The organism is uncultured Reyranella sp., from assembly GCF_945957355.1.
Lineage (GTDB): Bacteria > Pseudomonadota > Alphaproteobacteria > Reyranellales > Reyranellaceae > Reyranella.
Window position 1 is genome coordinate 539,349 of the sequence record NZ_CAMFKM010000001.1, and the last position, 21,999, is coordinate 561,347.

Below are 21,999 nucleotides of genomic sequence, written 5' to 3' on the forward strand. Positions count from 1 at the left end.
GAGTTACTCCGGCGCTTGCCACACGTCGGGCAGATGGCGGGGCCACACGCCACCGACCAGTACCGCATCGAAGCGCACCGAGCAGGCGGCATAGCGCGGATGGTGGGCGATGAACAGGCTGGCGGCGCGCGAAACGCGGCCGAACTGGCGATCGCCCAAGGCGTCGGCCGCCTTGACGAAATCGCCGCGCGCCTTGACCTCGACGAAGGCCAGCACGTTGCCGCGGCGCGCCACGATGTCGATCTCGCCCAGCCGCGTCTTGTAGCGGCGCATCAGGATCGTGTAGCCGCCGAGCCGCAGCCGCCATACCGCCCGCCATTCGGCGGCGTGACCCATGCGGTAGGCTTTCTGGCGGGCTTTGGTCGTCATGGCGCGCCGCGCTTCAATTCGAGGGCGCGGGCATAGACGTCGCGCCGCTTCAGCCCGTAGCGCGCCGCGACCTCGGCCGCGGCATCCTTCACAGATGCCGCCGCCATAGCCTCGCGCAACGCCTCGTCGACGGTGCCGGCGCTGCGCTCGGTGTCGGCGGAGGGCGCACCGATCACGATCACGATCTCGCCCCTCACGTCGGAATGTCCGGCGTAGTGGGCCGCGAGCTTGCCCAGCGAGCCGCGCCGGACTTCTTCGAAGAGCTTGGTCAGTTCGCGTGCCACGGCGGCGGGACGGTCGCCCAGCAGTTCGTGGAGATCGGCCAGCGACTCGGGCAGCCGGTGCGGCGCCTCGAAGAACACCAGAGTCGACGGAATGGCGGCCACCTCGCCGATGGCGCGCCGCCGCTCGGTCCCTTTGGCCGGGAGGAAGCCCGCGAAGAAGAAACGATCCGTCGGCAGCCCCGACAGGGCCAACGCCATCGGAACGGCCGAGGGGCCGGGCGCCACCGTGACCGGGTGCCCGGCCTCGACCGCCGCGCGCACCAGCCGGTAGCCGGGATCGGAGATCAGCGGCATGCCGGCGTCCGAAACAAGGGCGACGCTCTTGCCGGCGGCCAGTGCCCGCATGAGCCGCGGCTCGGATTTCTCCTGGGTGGCGTCGCTGTAGGACACCGTCGGGCCGGCGATGCCGTAATGGGTTGCGAGCTTGGCGAACACGCGGGTGTCCTCGCAGGCGATCAGGTCGGCCGCTTGCAGCACGTCGAGTGCGCGCAGCGTGATGTCGCGCATGTTGCCGATCGGTGTGGCAACAATATGCAGCCCCGGGGTGAGTGGCGGTTTACGCGGGGGCTCACCGCCGGTAGCTTGGGATCGTTCGTCCAAGTCCATCTGTTTCCGATCGCCGGAGTTTCGCCCCGATGCGTAGGTCATTTATTGCGCTAGCCACCGCCGCCCTCCTGTTGGGCGCCTGCGGCGAGTCGCCCAAGCCTAGCACGAGGACGGCGCAGTCGGTGACTGTCACGCCCAAGGCCGGATCGCCGATGACCGCCTCGGGCAAGGCGCGCATCGCCCTCCTGCTGCCGCTCAGCGGCCGTGCCGCGCCGATCGGGCAGGCCATGCAGCAGGCCGCCGAAATGGCGCTGTTCGATACCGGCGCCAAGGACATCGCCCTTTCGGCCTATGACAGCGGCGAGAGCGCCGACACCGCCGTCGAAGCCTATCGCAAGGCCCGCCTCGACGGCGCGGCCCTCGTCCTGGGACCGCTCTACGGTACGTCGGCCTCGGCTCTGGTTCCCCTGGTCAACCAGGGCGGCATGAACGTGGTGGCCTTTTCCAACGACGAACAGGTCGCGCAGCGCGGGGTCTGGATCATGGGAATCGCGGCGCCGCCGCAGGTCCGGCGCGTGGTCGATCACGCGTTCGAGGCCGGCATCCGCCGCTTCGCGACCTTCGCGCCGCAGACGACCTACGGCCAGCAGATGTCGAGCACGCTCGAGACCTATGTCACGCGGCGGGGCGGCACCGTGGTCGGCCGTGAATTCTTCGATCCCAACGGCGCCGACATCCCGGCCCAGGCCCGGCAGCTCGCCGCCTCGGCCAAGAGCGAGGGCGAAAGCGGCAAGGTCGCGGTCCTGGTGCCGGTGGCGCCGCCCCTCCTGTCGACGGCGTTGGCCTCCCTCGCCACCAACGGCCTCGACGGCCGTGCGATCCAGCTCATCGGTACCGGCGTGTGGGATTTCCCCGGCGTGGGCTCGGAGACGATGCTGCGCGGCGCCTGGTACGCCGCGCCCGATCCGGCGAAGCGGGCCGACTTCGAGCGCCGGTTCGTTTCGACCTATGGCCGGCCGCCGCACCGCCTGGCGACCCTCGCCTATGACGGCGTGGGACTCGCCAGCCAGCTCGCGCGGCTGAAGCCGGGCGGCGACTTCTCGGCCGAGGCGATCGCCAATCCCAACGGCTGGTCCGGCGTCGACGGCATCTTCCGCTTCCTGCCCGACGGCCGCTCCGAGCGGGCGCTCGCGGTGATCGAAATCCAGGGCGACCGCGGCGTGGTCGTCAGCCCCGCGCCCACGACCTTCGCAGGCCAGCCGACGAACTGACATGGCCGCTCTTCCCAAGGCGGGGCTTCCCCGCGCGATCCTGCCCCGCGCCATCCTGTTCGACATGGACGACACGCTGATCCGGGCCTACGCGCAGCCGGAGGAGGCGTGGACCCGCCTGCTGCATGTCTTTTCCGCCCATCTCGACGCTCATGACGAGGCGGCCATCACGCGCGTGCGGACGGCAGTCATGGAGGAGGCACGTGCCTTCTGGAACGACCGGGCCGAGGCCGCGAAGTGGCGGCTCGACATCCCGGGCGCCCGCCGCCTGTCGGTCCGCCGCGGTCTCGCCAGGCTGGGACGGCCCGACGACGCGCTGGCCGATCGAATTGCCGACTCCTTCACCGAACTGCGGCGCCAGGAATACCGACTCTATCCGGACGCCCACGCCACGGTCGACGCGTTGCGCGATGCCGGCGTGCGCCTCGGCCTCGTCACCAACGGTGCCTCGGAAACCCAGCGCGCCAAGATCGAGCGGTTCGAACTCGCCCATCGCTTCCATCACATCCAGATCGAGGGCGAGTTCGGCCAGGGCAAACCCGAGCTGGCCGTCTATCGTCACGCGCTGGAGCGGCTGGGCGTCGCGCCCGAAGAGGCCTGGATGGTCGGCGACAACTACGAATGGGAAGTGGTGGCGCCACAGGCGCTGGGCATGTGCGGCATCTGGTACGACCCGTTCGACGCCGGCGTGCCGGCTCACGCCACCGCGCAGCCGACCCGCATCATCAAGCGGCTGGCAGAACTGATCGAATAGCCGTCAGGCCGGCGTGCGCGGCGGCACGCCGATCGCGGCGCGTTCGTACACGGCCTTGACTTCGGCGCTGCGACGGCCGAGCTCGTAGCGCAGACCGGTATAGAGGTTCACCGGAAACGGCATGTTGGCGTTGAAGTCGATGATCAGCACCACGCGCGTCTCGTCGGTCTGGTTCTTGACCCAGTGCTCGCGCGTATCGTCGAACACCAGCGGCACGCCCACTTCCCAGAAGAAATGGTGGCCGCCGATCTCGATCCAGCATTTCTCCGGCTCGCTGGGCACGATCAGCGGATAGTGGAAGCGAACGACGCCCGCCGCAGAGCCGCGATGCGGCTCGATCTCGGCCCGGCCGTTGAGGATGCTGAACAGGGCCGTGTGCACGCCCGGGATCCGGTTGATGGCGGCCATCGTGTCAGGAACCGCCGCCGTGTTCGCCTCGATCTCGTGGCCGTAGATCTTCAGAATGAACGTGCGCCAGGCACGCCCCGGCACGTAGAGGTCGCGCGGATGGACCTCGTGCAGGGTGGGGATTTCCTCGTGGTGGCTGAGCAGGTAGTCGAGGTCAGCCTTGATCTTGTCGTGGCTCTTCCTGAGCTCGGCCAGGAACGGAAAGGATTTCAACGCCTCGTCACCGGCCAGCGGCAGCTTGGGCATGTTCTGCAGAATCCAATCCGAGAGCTTCAGATTGAGCTTCTCCAAGGGTTCCTGGGGCACCCAGATGTTCTTCGTCAGATAGAAGCGGCCCTTCTGGCCAACGCCCTTCGGCACATCCGTCGTTGTCATGCGGAAGCAATCCTGCCTGCTGCCATGCCTGGTTCTCTGCACAAAAGGCGCGAAAAACGCTGCCTCGTGCGTCGCACGGGGCGTATTTCTGAGATAAAGATTCTCTCGATGCAATAACCTCAAATGTCGCAAAAACCGTGTGGCCCGCTGCGTCAGCGGATGGCCTATTCTGCGACCATGAAGATCAGGGCCACCCCATGACCGAGACTGCTCATGCTGCCGGCGCCTCGCCGGAAGCCATCCGTTCGCACTACGACGTCGGCAACGATTTCTATCGGCTGTGGCTCGACGAGACGATGACCTACTCCTCGGCGATGTGGCGCGGCGAGGACGACGCCGCCCCCCTAGCCGATGCCCAGCGCCGCAAGATCGACTGGCACCTGCGCCATTCAGGCGCCGACCGCGCGGCCTCACTGCTCGACATCGGCTGCGGCTGGGGCGGCATGTTGCGCGCGGCGGTCGCCACGCGGGCGCCCGGCGCCGAGCCGTTGCAGCGCGGCGTCGGCCTGACCTTGAGCGATGCGCAGGCCGAACTCGCCCGCGCCGCGCTTCGCGACGCCGGCTCGCCGCCCGTCGAGATCCGCGTCGAAAGCTGGGCCGACCACCGGCCGGCCGAGCCCTACGGCGCCCTCATCTCGGTCGGCGCGTTCGAGCACTTCACCCGGCAGCAGGACGACTCCGCAACCAAGACCGCGATCTATCGTCATTTCTTCACGCGCTGCCACGAGATGCTGGCGCCGGGCGCGCGCATGACCCTGCAGACGATCGCCTATGGCGATCCCGACGACAAAGTCCCGACCGGCCCGCTGATCGAGGACATCTTCCCTGAATCGGAGCTGCCGCGCCTGCCGGAGATCCTCGCCGCCGCCAACGGAATCTTCGAGGTCGAGCGCTTCCGCAACGACCGCACCGACTACGGCCGGACCTGCGAGATCTGGGCGGCCAACCTCAAGGCGCGGCGGGCCGAAGCGCTCGACATGGTCGGCAAGGACCAGACGCGCCGCTACGAGCGCTACCTGAAGTTCGCCGCCTGGGGCTTCTTTTCACATCGCCTGCATCTGCTGCGCTTCCGCCTGAGGCGCCGTTAGCGGGAAGGAGCCGCCATGTCCGCGCCCGACACCTTCGCCGCCAGCCTCACGGCCGCCGCGCCGCCCGCCGGATCCAGCCCGGCCCTTCAGGCCCTGTGGTGGGCGCGCCGCGGCGACTGGGCGCGAGCCCATGAATGCGTCCAGGCGCACGAGGGCGACCCCGATTGCGACAGCGTGCACGCCCATCTCCATCGCCAGGAGGGCGATCTCGCCAACGCCAGCTACTGGTACCGGCGGGCGCGGCGGCCGGTATCGCAGCAGTCGCTGGACGAGGAATGGGCCGCCCTCACGGCGGAGCTGCTCACGCGGACCTGACGCCGAGATCGGCCACCCAGCACGCCCCGCGCAAAAACACCGGGGCATCCGCCCTTCGCGGTACCAGGATACCTTCCCGGGGTGTGACTCTCGTTTCGTCTGATTCGTTTATTTCGTTTATTTCGATTGGGAGCATGCCCCGCCGGCTACTTGTCTTCCGGCTTCAGCATCAGCCGCTCGACCCGGCCGCCCTTGACGAGGTGCGTATCCAGCACCTCGTCGACGTCTTCCTTGGTCGGCACCCGGTACCAGATCCCCTCGGGATAGATGACGATCGTCGGCCCCAGCTCGCAGCGGTCGAGGCAGCCGGCATTGTTGATGCGCACGTTCCTGAGGCCGAGCGCCTTGGCGCGGCTCTTCATGTGGTCCCGCAGCGCCTCGCCGCCGCGCTCGGCACAACAGCCGCGCGGATGCCCGGCGGGGCGGCGGTTGGTGCAACAGAAGACGTGGGCTTCGTAGTAGGGCTTGGGATCGCCTGGCTTGTCGCGCTGGCTCATGATCTCGGTCTATTCCTTCTTGGTCGATCCGCCGGTGGCGATGTTGGCCAACTGGGACCAGAAGACCTGCTGCATCTGCTGCATCTGGTCCATGCCCTGCATGGAGGCCGGCAGCCAGGTCTTGAAGATCGTCTCGGGGTTCATCGACCCGAGGCTGTTGCGCAGCCGCTCCTCGATCTCAGCCATGATGCGGTCCTGCATGGGCTTGATGTCCGGCAGTCCCATGAAGGCGCGGGCCTCCTCGGGCGTGCAGGTCACTTCGACGTTCACCTTCATGGGCCACTCCGTTTTGGGGACCTTAGCATGCTATGACCCCTGCATGACGACCCCCCGGTTGGCCCCCTGGTTGGCCAAAAATCCGCGCAGCACGCGCCCCCTCCCCTTCGGTCCCGAACAGCGGTTCGTGATCGATCCCAGCGGGATTCCCGAACTGTGCGAGGAGTTGAAGGCCTGCCCTGCGCACAAGCCGACCCCGCTCTACGCGCTGCCGGCCCTGGCCCAGCGGCTGGGCGTGGGCGAAATCCGGGTCAAGGACGAGAGCCAGCGCTTCGGATTTGGCGCCTTCAAGGCCCTGGGCGGCGTGATCGCCGTCGCCGACGTGCTGACCCGCGCGGTCGGCGAGGCCCATCACGCCACGCCCTCCTTCGAGAGCGTGATGAAGGGCGAGCACAAGGACATCACCGGCCGCTTCGTCTTCACCGCCGCCAGTTCAGGCAACCATGGCCGCTCGGTCGCCGCGGGCGCCAAGCTGTTCGGCAATCGCTGCGTGATCTTCCTGCCGAAGTTCACCAGCGCCGAGAAGGAAGCCGCGATCCGGGCGCGCGGCGCCGAGGTGATCCGGGTCGACGGCGACTACGACACCGCCGTCGCCGAGTGCCGCCGCCAGGCCGAAACCAACGGCTGGACGATCATCTCCGACACGTCGTGGGAGGGTTACGATTCGGTGCCGCGCAGCGTCATGCGCGGCTATTGCGTGCTGGTCCACGAGGCGGTCGTCCAGCAATGGGACAAGGGCCCCACGCACGTCTTCGTGCAGGCCGGCGTCGGCGGCCTGGCGGCGGCGGTGATCGGCTATCTCTGGGCGGTGTGCGAGGAACGCCCGGTCTCGATCGTGGTCGAGCCCGAAAGCGCGGATTGCTGGTTTCAGAGCAACCTCGCCGGCAAGCCGACCTTGGCCAGCGGCGACGCCGACACGGTGATGGGCGGCCTCGCCTGCCGCGAGATCTCGCCCGTGACCTGGCCGATCATCGGCGCGGCGGCGGACTGGTTCATGACCATCGGCGAGGACAGCGTCCTGCCGGCCCGCCGGCTCTATGCCAATCCGTTGGGCAACGATCCCGCCATCATCTCCGGCCCCTCGGGCTGTGCGGGTCTCGCCGGCCTGATGCGCGTCTGCACCGACGAAGCCGCCTTCAAGGCGCTCGGCCTCGGCCCGACCTCGCGCGTCCTGCTGATCAACAGCGAAGGCAACCTGGGCGAGCCGCTGCCGTCCTGAAGGCACATCGTCCAGTTGATCTTCCCTGTCTCCCACGCCTCGTGGTAGCACTCCCCCGCCGGGCCTTCCGGCAGGGGGAGAAACGAGAGAATGAGCTTCGAGAAACTGGCGGGCCTGGGCCGCCTGGTGATGGCTGTCGCCTTGCTGGCGACGACGGCAGCCTGCGCGACGGTGGTCGGCGGCACGACCCAGGAAGTGTATGTCGATACCGAGCCGAAGGGCGCCGATTGCTCGGTCAATCGCCAGGGCGCCAACGTCGGATACATCAAGCCGACACCGGGCAAGGTGGGCCTCTCGCGCTCCAAGGAAACCGTCACCCTGAGCTGCAACCTCGAAGGCTACGAGCAGTCGAACGAGGTCCTGGTCGCCAGCTTTACCGGCGCCACGGTGGGCAACATCCTGCTGGGCGGGCTGGTCGGCGTCGCCATCGATGCGGCCTCCGGCGCCAACAACAAGTACCCCGAGCGCGTGATGGTCATCCTGACGCCCGCGAGCTTCCCGAGCGACGAGGCGCGCGATGCCCACTATGCCGGCATCCGCCAGCGCATCGAAGCCGGGGCCAAGGCCGAAATCGAACTCGTGAACACGAGGTGCAGCTCGACGAACCGCGAACTCTGCACGATCGAGGCCAAGCAGATCTCCGACGCCCGCGACAAGGCGCTGGCCGATCTCGACCGCCGCCGGCTTGCCGCCAAGGTCGTGCCGGCCTGATAGCGGTTCGCGGGATACATTGTCTCGCTGCACGAGACGATGTATCCCGCTGCGATATCACGGGCTTGTCCAGATCAAGCGACGATCATGCCGGTGCCTTTCGAATACAAGCGCGCGTCGATGGCGTTCGAGCAGTTCATGCTCGACGCGCGGGACATTTCCGGCCTGGCGACCACGCACCAGACCTATACGATGGTGCAGGGCGTGTTTCAGGCGTTTCGCCGTCGCCTCGACACGAAGCAGGCGATCCGGTTCGCCAACGTGCTGCCGCCCGTGCTGCGCGCGCTCTTCATCGCCGACTGGGACCTCGACGAACCGCGCCGTCCCTTTGCCGACAGAGCCGCCATGACCCGCGAGGTGCAGGCGCTGCGGCCCGACCATAATCTCGCACCCGACTCCTCGATCGCGAACGTCGCTACGGCGCTGCGGCGGAACATCGACCAGGCCGAACTGGATCGCGTGCTGGCGAGCCTGCCGGCCGGCGCCCGGGACTTCTGGAACGCCGACTGACGCACCGGACCGCTCTCCTTGTCTCGGCGCACGAAGCGACGCATCCTGCGGGCACATCACAGGAGTTTCGGTTCGTGCAGCTTCAGCTCAAGACGTGGCAGTTCGTCGACGACTATCTCAAGAGCAAGACCGGCATCATCATCCCGATCGGCTCGACCGAGCAGCATGGCCCCACGGGCCTGATCGGCACCGATGCGCTGACGGCGGAAATGATCGCCCGCGGTGTCGGCGAGAAGGTGGGCGCGCTGGTGGCGCCGACCATCTCGGTCGGCATGGCGCAGCATCATCTCGACTTCGCGGGCTCGATCACGCTGAAGCCGACCACCCTGATCGCCGTCGTGCGCGACACGGTGGTGTCGCTGGCCCGGCACGGCTTCACACGCTTCTTCTTCGTGAACGGCCATGGCGGCAACATCGCCACCGTCACGGCCGCCTTCTCCGAGATCTACGCCGAGCGCTCGATGGAAAGGATGAGCAACCAGCCCTCCATCAAGTGCGCGCTGCGCAACTGGTGGGACGGGCCGGGCATCAAGCGGCTGAGCGCCGAACTCTATCCGACCGGCGAGGGCAGCCACGCCACCGCCTCCGAGGTGGCGCTGACCTGGTACAAATATCCCGAGACGATCCAGCGCAAGGACATGGATCCGCGCATCGCGCCGACCGGCTCCTTCGCCGATGCCGAGGACTACCGCCGCACCTTTCCCGACGGCCGCATCGGCTCCGATCCCAACCAGGCAACGCCCGAGCACGGAAAGCGCTTCTACGACACCGCCGTCGAGGAGGTCGCGCGCGACTACGAGGCGTGGGTGGCGCGGTAGGGATCGCGCGCCGAGAGGCCGGTCAGCGGATCGCTGCACTTTCCCGGGCCGCCATGTTGGACAGGAGCTTCAGGCTCGCGGAGTAGTAGTCGTCGCTCGCCAGGAGCTCGGCAAATGGCATCGACCCGACCGCGCCGCCGGCAACGAACTCCGTCACGGCGGCAACTGCCCGGTGACCGCCACTGGAAGGATAGGGGGCTGTCGATCCATCCACGAGATTGATCCAAGCGGGAGGACGCCCGCCGAACCTCGGTGATCGCCAGGCCGCGAGAAAGCGGCCCAGGCGGGCCCTGTCCCCCCGCCACGCAAGATAAAGCGGGATGCGGATCGCATCGTAGCCGAAGTGCGGCGGCCACCCCTCGGCGATTCTCAGCTCCTGGTTGCCATAGAGCAGCCAGTCCGGCGGCAGCCCATGCACGGCAAATGCCGCATTGTCGAGAAGCCAGAGACCGTCTCTTTCCAGCTGTCTCCATCGCCGATCGCTGCCCGGCTGTTCCGCGAATTCATTCAGGGCCAGCCAGACGTAATAAGAGAGGTTTACGATGCGACGGCTGCCGCGAACGAAGCCTTCGGCACCGGGCATCAGGATCGTGCGCCCGTGAACCTCGGTCACCAGCCTGTCGAGGATGGCGGCCTGGATGCGCTTTGCCAGTTCGAGCCAGCCGGGTTCGTTCCATCGTCGCGCCGCCCGCGTGAGCGCCCATGCGATCAGGAGGTCGCCATCCGTCGCGTTGTTCTTGTCGGGCACCGGATTCGACAGTCGCGGTGACCACTTCCAGGAGAACAGGCCGTCGCTCCGCTGCAGCGCTCCGGACGTCCACTCCCACAATCTCCGGAAGGTCTCCCGGTCGTCGTTGCCCTGCGCAAACAACAAGCCCCAGCCCTGGCCCTCCGAATGGCTGACGTCGTTGTTGCCCGTGTCGATCACGCGAACGCCTCCCGGGATGAAGCGTCGCTTGAAGATTTCCCAGTTCGGATCGACGGACGCCGACGCAGGCGTCGGACGGGCGGCTACGGCTGCCGCGCCGGCGCACGCCGCCAGGAATCCGCGCCGGTTCAAATTCACGTCACGCTTGGTCCATGACCCGTGTGCATTCTCATCCCCCGGCTCGAAGAAGACTGGCGTCGCAGTCCTACGTGGCAGCCACCAGATGCGGTCCGAAAGACCCGATCGCGTTGGCAGGCAGCCCCGGCCTCGCGACATCGTGGACGAAGAGCGATGCGAGCGGAATGGGCCGACCGAGCAGATAACCCTGAGCCTCCTCGCATCCCTCGCGGCGCAGGATATCGAGCTGGTTGCGGGTCTCGATTCCCTCGGCAAGGACGGGGATGGACATGCTCCTGCCCAAGGCCAGGACGGCACGGACGACAGCCAGGGCCTGCTCTCTGTCGCCCAGCTCGGAGATGAAGAACCGGTCGAGCTTGATCTTGTCGAAGCGAAAGCGGCGCATCGTCTCCAGCGACGAATAGCCGGTCCCGAAATCATCCAGCGCGACGCTGACTCCAAGCGCCTGGATGTGGCGAAGGGTGTCCATGCCGCGCTCGCGATTCTGCATGATCGCCGTCTCCGTCAGCTCGATCTCCAGGCGATGCGGAGGCAGACCCGTCTCCCGCAATACCTGTTCCACCAGCGCGGACAGCCCCGGATTGCCGAGCTGCCGCGGCGAAACATTGACTGAGACCTTGCGGCTACAAGGCCATGTGGTCGCGTCGGCGCATGCTCGCCGCAACACCCATTCGCCGATCACCACCATCAGTCCGTGCTCCTCGGCGACCGGGATGAAATCGGTGGGTGAGACCCGCCCGAGCACCGGATGGTTCCATCGCAGCAGCGCCTCGTATCCGACGACCATGCCAGTCCGCACGCTGGATTGGGGCTGGTAGTGCAGTTCGAACTCACCGCGCCCTACGGCCAGCCGGAGATCGCAAGCAAGCTCCATCTTGCGACGCACGAATTCATCGAGCTGTGGATCGTAGAAGCATGGCTCCTGCATTCCCTCGCGTTTCGCGCGGTACATGGCCAGGTCCGCGTTGTTCGACAGCAGATCCGCCGTTTGCGCGTCGTCCGGATAAAGCGCGACACCCATGCTCGCGCCGACGGACGCCGTAAGCGTTTCGAGGCTGATCGGCGCCGACAGCGCGGCGGCCAACCGCCGGAGCGGCGCATCCAGTTGCGCGCGATCGCCAAGTTCGACAAGCGCGACGAACTCGTCGCCGCCGAGCCGGGCCAGCAGATCCTCGCTGCGCATCTGTTGCTGCAGGCGGGCCGCCAGGACGGCGAGGACCTGGTCGCCGGCCTTGTGACCGTGCAGGTCGTTGACTTCCTTGAAGCGATCGAGATCGATGGCGATCAGGGCAAGCTTCGTTCCCGCCTTCCGGGCGGCGGCCAGCCGTTCCTCCAGGGCTTGATTGAAGCTGGAGCGGTTCAGAAGTCCCGTCAGGCAGTCCTTCATGGCGAAGTCTCGAAGACGTCGAAACGAATCCGCCCTCGTCCGACGGTCGATACGGGCGGCCGTGATGCTCAAGGCCATCGCCAGCATTCCGACAAGGGCCGTCGCCAGGGCCAACCCATGCTTGTCATCGGATTCCATACCTGTCTCACCGGCCGCGAAAGCCTCGACCTGCATGGCGGTCATTGCCGTAAAATGCATCGATCCGATGCAGGCGACGAGCAGCCCGGCACCGACCGGCAAGCGCCAGCGGCCCGATCGGGAACCGCAAAGAACGACGAAAGCCGCGCTCGACAGCGCCACCGACAGGAGCGTCGAGGCCACGACGTACTCCATCCTCCAATCGACCAGGCCGTCGATTTGGTAGGCTGCCATGCCCGAGAAATGCATGGCAGCGATCGCAGCGCCGACCAGCGCACCGCCGGCTATGGCGAACCGTGTTGTCGCACCGGCCAGCGCCACCCACAGGCCGATCGAAGTGCCGGCGACGACAACCATCAGCGAGGCCACGGTCAGCACCGGATCGATGCGCGCCCCGACGTTCACCTTGTAGCCCATCATGGAAATGAAATGCGTGCACCAGACTGTGGCGCCGGCCGTGACACCCGTCAGGAATATCCAGCCCATGCAGGTCATTGCTTTCGACGAGCGCGCCCGCTCGAACATCTGGGTCACGACCACCGTTCCAAGTGCGCACACAAGAAAAGCGAGGACGATCATCGGAAGATCGTGTTCGACGGCAATGCAACGAGCGACGGCCAGCATGCTCTGTCCTCCATGTCCGGTGGGGTCTACAATCGGATTGGCAGCGCGTCATGGCGCATCGCATCCGAATTGGAGGGTTCGGTGGAATCACCTGCGAGGCGCCACGCGGCGGCGTGTTCCGCGGCGGCGCGCGACCGCGAGGCGTGGGTATCGCGGGAGAGACGGCCCGGCGAGGCCGGAGTCAACGTACCGAGGCGACGTTGACCTTGGCCGCGGTCTTCGGGCCGGGCCCATGCAGCATGCACGGCGGTAGGTCGCCCCGCTTCGTGCCGCGCGCGCTTCCCTCCGGCCAGATCGTCAGGCCCCAGCAGTCCGCAGCCTGGGCGTCGAGCCACCTCATCTGCGTCGGACCGGTGAGCTGCATGAGGGCCATGATGGTGCCGTAGGATGCGCCGCGGATTGCGGCCTGGCGGGCGATCATCTCGTTGCAGATCGGCGCGCGCGTACCTGCGCCGGCAAGGCTGCAGGAATGGAAACCGAGCCGCCCGCCGTCCTGGACCACGCGCTGGACGCCGGCCAGGAAGACGATCTGCGCGCAGGCCGAGGCACAACTCGCTCCGGCCCTGACCACCACGGCAACCTTCTCCCGATCCATCAGGGCGGCCATCGTGAAAGCCTCGTCGACCACACCGCCCGGGCTGTCGAGGGCGACGGTGCGCAGCCCGTCCACACCCTTGTCGGCCCTGGTCAGCGCCGCCTGCAGCCGTTCCGTATCGCCGGCACGGATACTGCCCTGGGCAAGCACGATGCGCTTGCCGTCCGGACCGCGCACCGTCGCGATGTCCATGGCCCAGGCGGATGCTCCGGCAAGGGCGACGCAGCCGGCCAGGGTCAGGGCCGCCAGCCTCTGCAGGATCGAGCACGAAATCGTCGACATTTCAGCCTCCAACGCTGTTCAGGGTCTGGTGAAGATGCTTGAGCAGGCCGACACAGCCGGCCTCGATCAGGTCGAGGGCCCGTTCGAAATCCTCGTTGGTTCCCCCGAACGGATCCTGGATATCGCGGACACCCAGGGCGGGCGCGTATTTCAGGAACATCTGCGGCCGCTCGGTGAGACGGCTCGGCGCGAGCCAGCGCATCGCCGCGAGATGGGTCCGGTCCATGGCCAAGGGATAGTCGAAATGGGCCATGTCCTCGGTGGCGAGGGGCCGCGCCCGGAGATCGCGGATCGGGTAGCCGCGACGGGCCGCCGCCTCGATCGCGAGCAGCGAGGGCGGCTGATCGGTGTGACCTTCGTAGGTCGCCGCGCCGTCGATCTCGAACAGGTCGCTCAGGCCTGCCCGGGCGACGATCGCCCGCAAGGTTCCGACGGCCATCGGTGCGCGGCAGGTACCGCCGGTGGAGACGAAGAGAACACGAATGGTCATGAGCCCCTCACGAATGCAGAGCGTGACGTGACGCTCGACTGGCGTCCTACAACCGGATTTTCGGTGCGTCGCGGCGCATCGCATCCGGAATGGAGGCTTGCGGACGGATCATCCGGCGAGGCGCCATGCCGCGGTGCGTTTCCAGACGAGATTCCCTTTGGGATTGCAGACTTGCGCAGTCTCCCAAGCGGGATCGAAGCCTCCAGAATGGATCGGAGTGCCGGAAGTCCGATCCATGGGCGCGGATGCGGTCAGCCGCCAGGGTTGGGCTTTGCCGCGCCGTTGCAGAACCTCGCCGCACGCCGTCGCGCGGTCGATTCCGAACAGGTCGCTCAGGCCTGCACGCCGCTCCCGGATGGGACGGCCGTTCCCGCGGTCTCGGGTGGCGCCGACGGCAGATCGATACGGAATGTGGCGCCGGGTCCCTCCGGCGAGAGCGAAAGCGTGCCACCCGCGTCACGCACGATGCCGTAGGACGTGGCGAGACCGAGGCCCGTGGCCTCGCCGACCGGTTTGGTCGTGAAAAAAGGCTCGAAGATCCGGTCGCGGATGTTGGATGGCACACCCGGTCCGTTGTCGGACACAAGGATGACGATCCCGCCTTCCGGCGCGCGCTCGGCGCTGACCTGCACGAGCTTCTTGTACTGGTGGGCGTCGAGCAGTGAGTCGCGGGCGTTCACGAGAAGGCTTACGACCACCTGTTCCAGCGTGGGCTGGTATCCCATCACCATCAGCGGCTCGTCGGCAAAGTTCGTCCGGATCTCTATGCCGTTGCGCTGGAATTGCTGCTGCACCAGCGCGGTCGCGTCCTTGCAGGCATCGCGGACGTCGAAGGGCCGCCGCCCCTCCCGGGTGGAGCGACTGAAGATGCGCATGCGGGAGATTATCGACGCCGCGCGGTCGACCTGGGAGACGATCCTGTGCAGCTTGGCCGTCACGAATGGCCGGAGATCCGCATCGGCCATCGGCGGCGTGCCCAGCGCGACAAGCTCGGAATCGGGCTCGAGTTCGGAAAGTGCATTCTGGGCCGCCATTCGAATGACGTTCAGCGGCTGGCTGATCTCATGGGCTATGCCGGTGGTGATCTCTCCCAGCGTCACCAGCTTGGCGGATTGCTCGATGGCCCGCCTCGCCTGGTGGCGCAGCGTCTCGTCGTGGCCAACCATCACGATGCAGCCGCCCGCATCCGGCAACGCCTGCCGCGAAAGCGAAAAATGGAGCAGCCGGGTTGAATTGTCCGGTTGGGTCAGCGCCAGGTCCACTTCGGCGAGGTTCGCTTCGCCCGAGATGAACTCGAAGAGCGCCTCCTTCCCCTCGAGGTTGGCGGAGTGCAGATCCTGATGGCCGAAGACCTCATGAAACCGCAAATTCGCTCGGACGATGTTGCCCTCTGCGTTCAACACGGCGGTCATGGCCGACGGCGTGTCGACAATGGCCGACAATACGCTCCGCTCCGAGGCCAGCCGGTTCGCCGTCTCGGTCTTGTCCATGAGGCGCAACAGCCACAGGGCCACCATGATCGTCAGCGCCGTGACTGCGCATGCCAGGGCCAGAATGACACGCGATGATACTTCCCAGGGCGCGAGAAAAACGCTCTTGCCGATCACCAGCGAGATGAACACAGGATAGCCTTCCACCTCCCGAGGCACGAGAATCCGGCTCCTGGACGCGTTTGGCTCGCGCCAGCTGGGCTCATCGGTCAGGACGGCCCGGCCCGACCCGCCATCGAGGATGACGCGGCGCGGCAGCGAATTCTCGAAGCGCCGGCCGAGCATCTCGGATTGGGCGACGCTGGTGGCGAGCATCGTTCCGTCCGCGCGATAGAGCGTGATCCAGCTGTCATTGCCGATCGAGACATGGCGGAAGAATTTGGCGAAGTAATCGACGCCGAGGCCGACCATCACCACTCCCAGCGTTTCACCCGATTTCATCGATATTCTGCGCGCCAGATAGAAAGTCGGCCGTCCCGTGACGCGGCCCGTTGCCGGAGCGCTGAACACCATGGTGTCCGAGTTGAAGGACAATGCGGCCTTGAACGCCTCGCGATCGGACAGATCCAGCGTCTGCGTCGGAAATTCATGAGTTGAGTTCAGCAGCAATCCTTGCCGGGAGGTGATGCCGATCACCCCGATCTGAGGCACGCCCGTGGTCCGCCCCCTCATCGCCTCGTAGAATCGCCGCTGCGCCACCAATTCGCGAAACTGCGCCTCGCTTGTGATGTCTTCGTCGTCGATCCAGTCGAGCACGCTTTTCTGGACCAGATCGGCGCTGCGGAGGGCCTGTCCGATATAGGCCGTGACGGAGAGCGCCAGAGTCTCCCCCGTGCGCTTCCAGTCCTCGACCGAGTTGCGATAGTTCTCCCAGATCAGCATGCAGGCGACGGCCCAGACGAGAGCGATCTGCAGCGCCGCGAGCCAAAGCACACGCCGGCCTCCCGCCCGCCCGAGGATTGCGGCCATTCGGCCGGGCGCCTTCGCTGCTCCAACTGCTGCTCGCACGGGTTGATGACCCACTTGCGTCCGTCCTGATGGGGTTTCCTGCATTCTCCCTTGCAGAATGTACCGCAGAACGGGCACGCTGGAGCCGGGGGCCGGTCGTCCAATGCATCCATTCTGGAGGCAATCGACGAATCGGCACGACAAAGCCATATGAGCCCGTCGCGAAAATCCATCCGGGATGAAACCTCTATCGACGTCCTCGTTGTCGACGACGACGCGGACGCGCTCGAGGAACTGGTCGAGTACCTCACCAAGGCGGGCCTCCGGTGCCGTTCGGCCGGCGACGGGTGGTCGGCCCTCGAACTCATGGCCGGTGGGGTCCGGGCCGAAGTGGTGGTTTCCGATCTCCGGATGCCGGAACTGGACGGGATGCAGTTTGCCGAAAGACTCCGCCTGCTGAAGGAAGGTGAGCGGCCCGAAGTCATCTTCGTCAGCGGCCATGCGGGCTTCGAGGACGCCGTCGCCGCCATACGGCTGGGGGCGCGCGACATGCTGACGAAGCCGGTCGACGGCCTCCACCTGGTGCGCGCCGTGAAGTCGGCGAAGCTCGCCCGGCAGATGCGTCACGGCGAGGCCCCGTCCGTGGCCGAGCCCATCCCGTCATCGACGGCGCCGCAGCGGGACAATTCCGTCGCGGCCGATCCGCTTCAGCTCAGGCGCGAGGCGTTGCGCGAACTCAAGACCATTCGACGCGATCGAAGCGCGTACTTTCCCGCCGAACTTTTCTCCGACCCCTGCTGGGAGATGCTGCTCGACCTCTACGACGCACGGCTGGGCGCCGAAGAAGTCACCGTCACCAGCCTCGGCGCCGCGTCCGGCGTGCCGCTGACCACCGCCCTCCGCCGCATGGAAACATTGCAGAGCCACGGTCTCATCGATCGCGTCGAGGACCGGGGCGACAAGCGTCGAACGATCATGAAGCTGACCGATCAGGGATTGCGCGCGGTCGAAAATTTCTTCGAAGCCTATCTCGGCCGTCGCGCGAAATAGAGTTCGGATGCAACCCGTCCAGTCTGGAAGTATCGCCGGTCCAGATCGGATGCGATCCGGCGTGACGTCGACGACGCTCGCGGCATACTGCCCGCATGAAAAAGCTTTTCTCCTTCGACGACAAGTCTCCCGCCACTGCCTGTGACGTCCTCGTCATCGAGGACGATCCGACCCAGGCAGAGGAGCTCGCCTCCTATCTCCGCCGGATCGGACTGCGCGTCCAGGCGATCCACAGCGGATCGGAGGCCATCCATCGCGTGGCCGAGATCCGTCCGTGGATAGCCCTGATCGATTACAATCTGCCGGATCTCGACGGCGTAACCGTGGCAGAACGCGTCCGCCGGCTGTCACCCGGCACGTCGTTGCTGGTTATGTCCGGCCGCATCGACTGGCTCTCCGAACTCACCCTCACGAAGTTCGGCATCTGCCAGTTCCTCAACAAGCCGGTCGATGTGCGCTCGCTCGCGCGGTCGGTACAGCGGATCGCGCGCGTCGCGGCGCGCACCGGATTGCCTGTTCTGTCGCCGCCGAAGGGACTGGGCGCGTTGTTCGGCTGACTATCCGTCAGACACCTGACGGTAGAGATCGGTCTCCTTTTTTCTCCAAATCCGGCTTGACGCTGCCCCGCTTCAGGCATGGAGTCGGGACGAACCTAGCGCTCCTCTTTGGTCATGGGCCGGACTGTGCCGCTTCAAATTCTCCTCGTGGAAGACGATGACGAGTTGCGGCGCGAGATTCTCGACTATCTCGTGCGGCGCGCGCAGAGCGTCACGGCCGTGAGGACGAGCGCGGAGGCCCAAGAGATTCTTGCCGGCCGCATTCCGGCGATCCCGCTTCCCGATGTGGTGCTCTGCGACCTCAATCTCGAAGACGGAAGCGGAGTCGACCTCTTTGTCGAGTTCGCCCCTCTTCGGCATTCATGCCCCTGGATCCTGATGTCGGGCGACCCTGACCCTGAACGCCTCGCCGCCGTGCGGCAGCGCGTTCCTGGGCTTCCTCCTTGCACGATCGTGTCCAAGCCAGTCTCCATGCGGATGCTGACCGCGCTCATCTCGGGCGATACTCGCGCCTAGGCGTCAGCAACCCGACGCAACCCCCGGTACACGCCTTGACGAAACCTCGCCCAAATGGGAGCGTGACACCGGGTGGTGCTTTCAGGGGCTGAGGGCAACGAGACCCCCGCGGATGCCCAGGGCACAGACGGTCAGGGAGCGCCGTTTGACGACAGTGCGACAGGCATCCTCTGCCTTGCACGACATCGGGCAGCATCTTCGCCTGTTCGTCGAGGGCGTCCGCGACTATGCGATCATAACGCTCTCGCCCGATGGGATCGTGAAGTCGTGGAACGCAGGCGCCCAGGCAATCAAGGGATATGAAGCCGACGAGATCGTCGGCAGGCATTTTTCAATCTTCTTCACGCCAGCGGATATCGCCGCCGGCAAACCCGCGCATGTGCTCCAGGAAGCCATGGCCCAGGGGCGCTTCGAGGATACGGGTTCCAGGGTCCGCAAGGACGGCAGCTCGTTCTGGGCCAACGTCGTTGTCACGCCGATCCACGCCGAGGACGGCACGCTGTTGGGATTCGGCAAGATCACCCGGGACATCAGCGATCGTGTCGCGGCGGCCGACCGGCTCACGTCGAGCGAAGCGCGGCTGCGGACGTTGGTCGACACCGTCCTGGACACGCTGGTCGATGGCCTGATCGTCATCGACCGCATGGGGCGCGTTCAGGTGTACAACAGGGCCTGCGAAAAGTTGTTCGGATACGGCTCTTCCGAGGTCGTCGGCCACAATGTGAAGATGCTCATGCCGCCGGACACGATGCGGGAGCACGACCAGTATCTGCGAAACTACCAGACCACCGGTATCCGCAAGATTATCGGCATCTCGCGCGAGGTGGTGGGTCAGCGGAAGGATGGCACGACATTTCCGATGCACCTCGCGGTCGGCGAAGCGATGCATCTTGGCGAGCCCATCTATGTGGGAATCATCCGGGACCTCACCGAACGGAACCAGGTCGAAGCGCAGCTTCGCCAATCGCAGAAAATGGAGGCGGTAGGCCAGCTCACCGGTGGCCTGGCACACGACTTCAACAACATCCTGATGCTGATATCGATCAACGTCGAAGCCCTGCTGGAGCAGGATGTTTCGGTTCGCACCCGCGACAGGCTCGAACAGATCGAGAAGTCCGCCGCCCGCGCCGCCGAACTCACCCAGCAGCTGCTCGCCTATTCACGGCGTCAACCGCTGCGACCGAACCTCACCAATCTCAACGAGCTGGTCCTCGCAACGAGCAAGCTCCTGAGGCGGACGCTGGGCGAAGATATCGAGATCGAGCCGATTCTGGCAGAGGACCTGTGGATCACCAATGTCGATCGGACCCAGCTCGAGACGACGCTTGTGAATCTCAGCCTCAATGCACGCGACGCCATGCCGGGCGGAGGCAAACTGGTCATCGAAACCCGCAACATCGTGCTGGACCAGGACTACGTCGCACAGAATCCGGACGTCGCGGCCGGTCCCTATGCAATGCTGGCCGTGACCGATACCGGAACCGGTATCCCCCAGGATGCCCTGGAGAAGGTGTTCGAACCCTTCTTCACGACCAAGGAGGTAGGCCGAGGCACCGGTCTCGGTCTCAGCATGGTCTATGGCTTCATCAAGCAATCCAACGGGCACATCAAGATCTACAGCGAGCTCGATCGTGGGACGTCTATCAAGATGTACCTGCCGCGCGCGGATGGCACGGCGGCCCAGGAAGCGCCGGCCGACGCACCGTCCCTCCCTCTCGGGAGCGAGAGCCTCCTGGTCGTCGAGGACAATGCCGATGTCCGCGCGAGGATCTGCGAGATTCTTCGGGGCCTCGGCTATGCCGTCGACGAGGCAGCCGACGGCACCGTCGGGCTGGCAAAATTCGAAGCTGCCCGACGTCCCTACGACCTGCTGTTGACCGACGTCGTGATGCCCGGGGCGATCGGTGGAAAGGCTTTGGCGGACGCCGTGGCGAGCCGCTGGCCAGAGACGCCCGTCGTGTTCATGTCGGGATACGCCCAGGATGCGATCACCCATCAGGGACGACTCGATGCAGGCGTGCGCCTGCTCGCGAAGCCCTTCCGTCGGCATGAACTGGCCCAGATGATCCGCCAGGCTCTCGACGACAGGCCGATCGCTTCCGATCGCCCCTGATCCACCGCGATGGGCTACCGCGGCACCCGCTCGCGGTGCAGAATGTAGAGGCCTGAGCCAACGATCACGACGATGCCGGCGAGCGCCAGGGCGTTGGGGACCTCGCCCCACACGACGTAGCCGATGGCGAGCGCCCACAGAATCGAGGAGTAGCGGAACGATCCCATGACCGAGATCTCGCCGCCCGAGCGCAGCGCGATCACGAGGAACTGGTAGCCGATCGCGAGCAGCAGCGAGGAGGCCGCGATGTAGCCCAGGGCGCGGGCATCGATCGGCTGCCAGCCCTCGACCAAGGCCCAGGCGCAGCCCACGAGGGCGACGGTGATCGCTGTGGTGAAGGAAACCACGAGTGTGGGCACGGCCGGCGGCAGGTAACGGGCGATGATGTCGCGGAAGGCGCCGAGGCAGGTGCCGGTGAGGGCCACCCAGGTCCAGCCGTTGATGTCGCCGGGCCGCGGCTGGATGACCAGCAGCACGCCCGCGAAACCAACACCGACCGCGGTCCAGCGTCGCCAGCGCACATTCTCTTTCAGGATGAGGACGGCGAGCACCGTCAGGATCAGCGGCGTCGACAGGTTGACCGCCGTGGCGATCGCGAAGGGGATTTGGAACAACGCGATCAGGTAGACGATGGCCGCCCCTGCCTCCAGCCCGCCACGCAGCAGGACCCTGGGATGGACCGCATAGACCATCTTGCGCCAGGCGCCCGTCGCCAGCAGGGCCAGCGCGCACCAGAGCGTGGCGAACAGTCCGCGCACGCCGATCGCCTGCACCGACGGCACGGTCTCGGCGGCGAGCTTGATCAGCGCATCGTTGAAGATGAAGACGACGACCGACGCCAGCATCGCGACGATGCCGCGGGTATTGTCGACCATGATGGTGCTTCTGTTACTTCGCCATCTTCTCGATCATCTTCCACTGCTCGGCCGAGACCGGCACGACGGAGAGGCGCGACTGGCGCACCAGGCCGAAATCCGCGAGCCTGGGATCGGCCTTGATCGCGGCCAGGGTCACCGGCGTCTTCACCGGCGCGACCGGCTTCACGTCGACGGTGACGGCCTTGCCCGCCTTGTCGGTGGGATCGGGGTAGGCGGCCTTCACGACCTCGGCGATGCCGACGATCTCCTTGCCCTCGTTGGAATGGTAGAAGAAGCAGCGGTCGCCGGGCTTCATCGCCTTGAGGTTTATTGCGGCCTGGGCATTGCGCACCCCCGTCCAGGAGGTCTGCCCGTCTTTCACGAACTGCGCCCAGGAATAGACCGAAGGCTCGGACTTGATGAGCCAGTACGCCATGTCGTTTCT

At 66.2% G+C, this 21,999-nt stretch carries 24 protein-coding genes; 12 read left to right on the forward strand and 12 right to left on the reverse strand.

The window, feature by feature from the left end; genetic code table 11:
• Positions 1-3 precede the first annotated feature (3 nt).
• Complete coding sequence (locus Q0Q48_RS02600) at positions 4-369, reverse strand: YraN family protein (RefSeq protein ID WP_295133461.1); 366 nt, start codon at positions 367-369, stop codon at positions 4-6.
• A complete protein-coding gene (gene rsmI, locus Q0Q48_RS02605; RefSeq protein WP_295133464.1) occupies positions 366-1,259 on the reverse strand; it encodes a 16S rRNA (cytidine(1402)-2'-O)-methyltransferase in 894 nt (297 codons plus the stop codon). The genes Q0Q48_RS02600 and rsmI overlap by 4 nt, the downstream gene beginning before the upstream one ends.
• A 29-nt stretch (positions 1,260-1,288) precedes the next feature.
• On the opposite strand from rsmI, the gene Q0Q48_RS02610 reads away from it, so the two are divergent.
• Together Q0Q48_RS02610 and Q0Q48_RS02615 are read left to right on the forward strand one after the other, a co-directional pair.
• Complete coding sequence (locus tag Q0Q48_RS02610) at positions 1,289-2,470, forward strand: penicillin-binding protein activator (RefSeq protein WP_295133467.1); 1,182 nt, start codon at positions 1,289-1,291, stop codon at positions 2,468-2,470.
• A 1-nt stretch (position 2,471) separates the two neighbouring features.
• Positions 2,472-3,224, forward strand: a complete 753-nt coding sequence (locus tag Q0Q48_RS02615; protein ID WP_295133470.1) for an HAD family hydrolase — start codon at positions 2,472-2,474, stop codon at positions 3,222-3,224.
• Between the two features lie 3 nt (positions 3,225-3,227).
• Here the strand turns inward: Q0Q48_RS02615 and Q0Q48_RS02620 are convergent, their stop codons facing one another.
• The gene (locus Q0Q48_RS02620) at positions 3,228-4,007 is read right to left on the reverse strand and encodes an aspartyl/asparaginyl beta-hydroxylase domain-containing protein (RefSeq protein ID WP_295133474.1); all 780 of its coding nucleotides are present in this window, start codon (positions 4,005-4,007) and stop codon (positions 3,228-3,230) included.
• Between the two features lie 197 nt (positions 4,008-4,204).
• Here Q0Q48_RS02620 and Q0Q48_RS02625 point away from each other — a divergent pair, with 197 nt between their 5' ends.
• Both Q0Q48_RS02625 and Q0Q48_RS02630 read left to right on the forward strand, forming a co-directional pair.
• Positions 4,205-5,095 carry a cyclopropane-fatty-acyl-phospholipid synthase family protein gene (locus Q0Q48_RS02625; RefSeq protein ID WP_295133477.1) on the forward strand — a complete coding sequence of 297 codons (891 nt, stop codon included), beginning with the start codon at positions 4,205-4,207 and terminating at the stop codon, positions 5,093-5,095.
• A 15-nt stretch (positions 5,096-5,110) separates the two neighbouring features.
• Complete coding sequence (locus tag Q0Q48_RS02630; protein WP_295133480.1) at positions 5,111-5,410, forward strand: hypothetical protein; 300 nt, start codon at positions 5,111-5,113, stop codon at positions 5,408-5,410.
• A gap of 146 nt (positions 5,411-5,556) precedes the next feature.
• Here Q0Q48_RS02630 and Q0Q48_RS02635 read toward each other — a convergent pair whose 3' ends face one another.
• Together Q0Q48_RS02635 and Q0Q48_RS02640 are read right to left on the reverse strand one after the other, a co-directional pair.
• Positions 5,557-5,907, reverse strand: a complete 351-nt coding sequence (locus tag Q0Q48_RS02635; RefSeq protein WP_295133485.1) for a (2Fe-2S) ferredoxin domain-containing protein — start codon at positions 5,905-5,907, stop codon at positions 5,557-5,559.
• 9 nt (positions 5,908-5,916) lie between these two features.
• Entirely contained in the window at positions 5,917-6,183 is a 267-nt protein-coding gene (locus Q0Q48_RS02640) for a DUF6489 family protein (RefSeq protein ID WP_295133488.1), read from the reverse strand.
• Positions 6,184-6,310: 127 nt separating this feature from the next.
• Here Q0Q48_RS02640 and Q0Q48_RS02645 point away from each other — a divergent pair, with 127 nt between their 5' ends.
• The 4 genes from Q0Q48_RS02645 (at position 6,311) to Q0Q48_RS02660 (ending at position 9,441) form a co-directional block, all read left to right on the forward strand.
• Positions 6,311-7,402: a diaminopropionate ammonia-lyase gene (locus Q0Q48_RS02645; RefSeq protein WP_295133491.1), complete on the forward strand. Its 1,092-nt coding sequence runs from the start codon at positions 6,311-6,313 to the stop codon at positions 7,400-7,402.
• A 90-nt stretch (positions 7,403-7,492) separates the two neighbouring features.
• A complete protein-coding gene (locus Q0Q48_RS02650) occupies positions 7,493-8,113 on the forward strand; it encodes a hypothetical protein (protein WP_295133494.1) in 621 nt (206 codons plus the stop codon).
• Positions 8,114-8,200: 87 nt separating this feature from the next.
• Complete coding sequence (locus tag Q0Q48_RS02655; protein WP_295133497.1) at positions 8,201-8,623, forward strand: DUF2267 domain-containing protein; 423 nt, start codon at positions 8,201-8,203, stop codon at positions 8,621-8,623.
• A gap of 74 nt (positions 8,624-8,697) precedes the next feature.
• Positions 8,698-9,441 carry a creatininase family protein gene (locus Q0Q48_RS02660; RefSeq protein WP_295133500.1) on the forward strand — a complete coding sequence of 248 codons (744 nt, stop codon included), beginning with the start codon at positions 8,698-8,700 and terminating at the stop codon, positions 9,439-9,441.
• A gap of 22 nt (positions 9,442-9,463) precedes the next feature.
• Here the strand turns inward: Q0Q48_RS02660 and Q0Q48_RS02665 are convergent, their stop codons facing one another.
• The 5 genes from Q0Q48_RS02665 to Q0Q48_RS02685 all read right to left on the reverse strand — a co-directional run bounded on the left by Q0Q48_RS02665 (position 9,464) and on the right by Q0Q48_RS02685 (position 16,482).
• Positions 9,464-10,645 carry a glycosyl hydrolase family 8 gene (locus Q0Q48_RS02665; RefSeq protein ID WP_295133503.1) on the reverse strand — a complete coding sequence of 394 codons (1,182 nt, stop codon included), beginning with the start codon at positions 10,643-10,645 and terminating at the stop codon, positions 9,464-9,466.
• The gene (locus tag Q0Q48_RS02670; protein ID WP_295133508.1) at positions 10,575-12,656 is read right to left on the reverse strand and encodes an EAL domain-containing protein; all 2,082 of its coding nucleotides are present in this window, start codon (positions 12,654-12,656) and stop codon (positions 10,575-10,577) included. Before Q0Q48_RS02670 ends, Q0Q48_RS02665 begins: the two co-directional genes overlap by 71 nt.
• 181 nt (positions 12,657-12,837) lie before the next feature.
• Entirely contained in the window at positions 12,838-13,533 is a 696-nt protein-coding gene (locus tag Q0Q48_RS02675) for a hypothetical protein (RefSeq protein ID WP_295133511.1), read from the reverse strand.
• A 1-nt stretch (position 13,534) separates the two neighbouring features.
• Positions 13,535-14,023, reverse strand: a complete 489-nt coding sequence (locus tag Q0Q48_RS02680; protein ID WP_295133515.1) for a low molecular weight protein-tyrosine-phosphatase — start codon at positions 14,021-14,023, stop codon at positions 13,535-13,537.
• Positions 14,024-14,355: 332 nt separating this feature from the next.
• On the reverse strand, positions 14,356-16,482 hold the full coding sequence (locus tag Q0Q48_RS02685) for an ATP-binding protein (RefSeq protein WP_295133518.1): 2,127 nt from the start codon (positions 16,480-16,482) through the stop codon (positions 14,356-14,358).
• A gap of 90 nt (positions 16,483-16,572) precedes the next feature.
• On the opposite strand from Q0Q48_RS02685, the gene Q0Q48_RS02690 reads away from it, so the two are divergent.
• The 4 genes from Q0Q48_RS02690 to Q0Q48_RS02705 all read left to right on the forward strand — a co-directional run bounded on the left by Q0Q48_RS02690 (position 16,573) and on the right by Q0Q48_RS02705 (position 20,697).
• Complete coding sequence (locus Q0Q48_RS02690) at positions 16,573-17,511, forward strand: response regulator (protein ID WP_295133522.1); 939 nt, start codon at positions 16,573-16,575, stop codon at positions 17,509-17,511.
• Positions 17,512-17,606: 95 nt separating this feature from the next.
• Entirely contained in the window at positions 17,607-18,068 is a 462-nt protein-coding gene (locus Q0Q48_RS02695) for a response regulator (protein WP_295133525.1), read from the forward strand.
• A gap of 147 nt (positions 18,069-18,215) precedes the next feature.
• Positions 18,216-18,584, forward strand: coding sequence for a response regulator (locus Q0Q48_RS02700; protein WP_295133528.1), 369 nt, complete (start codon positions 18,216-18,218; stop codon positions 18,582-18,584).
• Between the two features lie 154 nt (positions 18,585-18,738).
• The gene (locus Q0Q48_RS02705) at positions 18,739-20,697 is read left to right on the forward strand and encodes a PAS domain-containing sensor histidine kinase (protein ID WP_295133770.1); all 1,959 of its coding nucleotides are present in this window, start codon (positions 18,739-18,741) and stop codon (positions 20,695-20,697) included.
• A gap of 14 nt (positions 20,698-20,711) precedes the next feature.
• Here Q0Q48_RS02705 and Q0Q48_RS02710 read toward each other — a convergent pair whose 3' ends face one another.
• Together Q0Q48_RS02710 and Q0Q48_RS02715 are read right to left on the reverse strand one after the other, a co-directional pair.
• Positions 20,712-21,572, reverse strand: coding sequence for a DMT family transporter (locus tag Q0Q48_RS02710; RefSeq protein WP_295133531.1), 861 nt, complete (start codon positions 21,570-21,572; stop codon positions 20,712-20,714).
• Between the two features lie 13 nt (positions 21,573-21,585).
• A complete protein-coding gene (locus Q0Q48_RS02715) occupies positions 21,586-21,990 on the reverse strand; it encodes an EVE domain-containing protein (RefSeq protein WP_295133534.1) in 405 nt (134 codons plus the stop codon).
• Between the last annotated feature and the right edge of the window lie 9 nt (positions 21,991-21,999).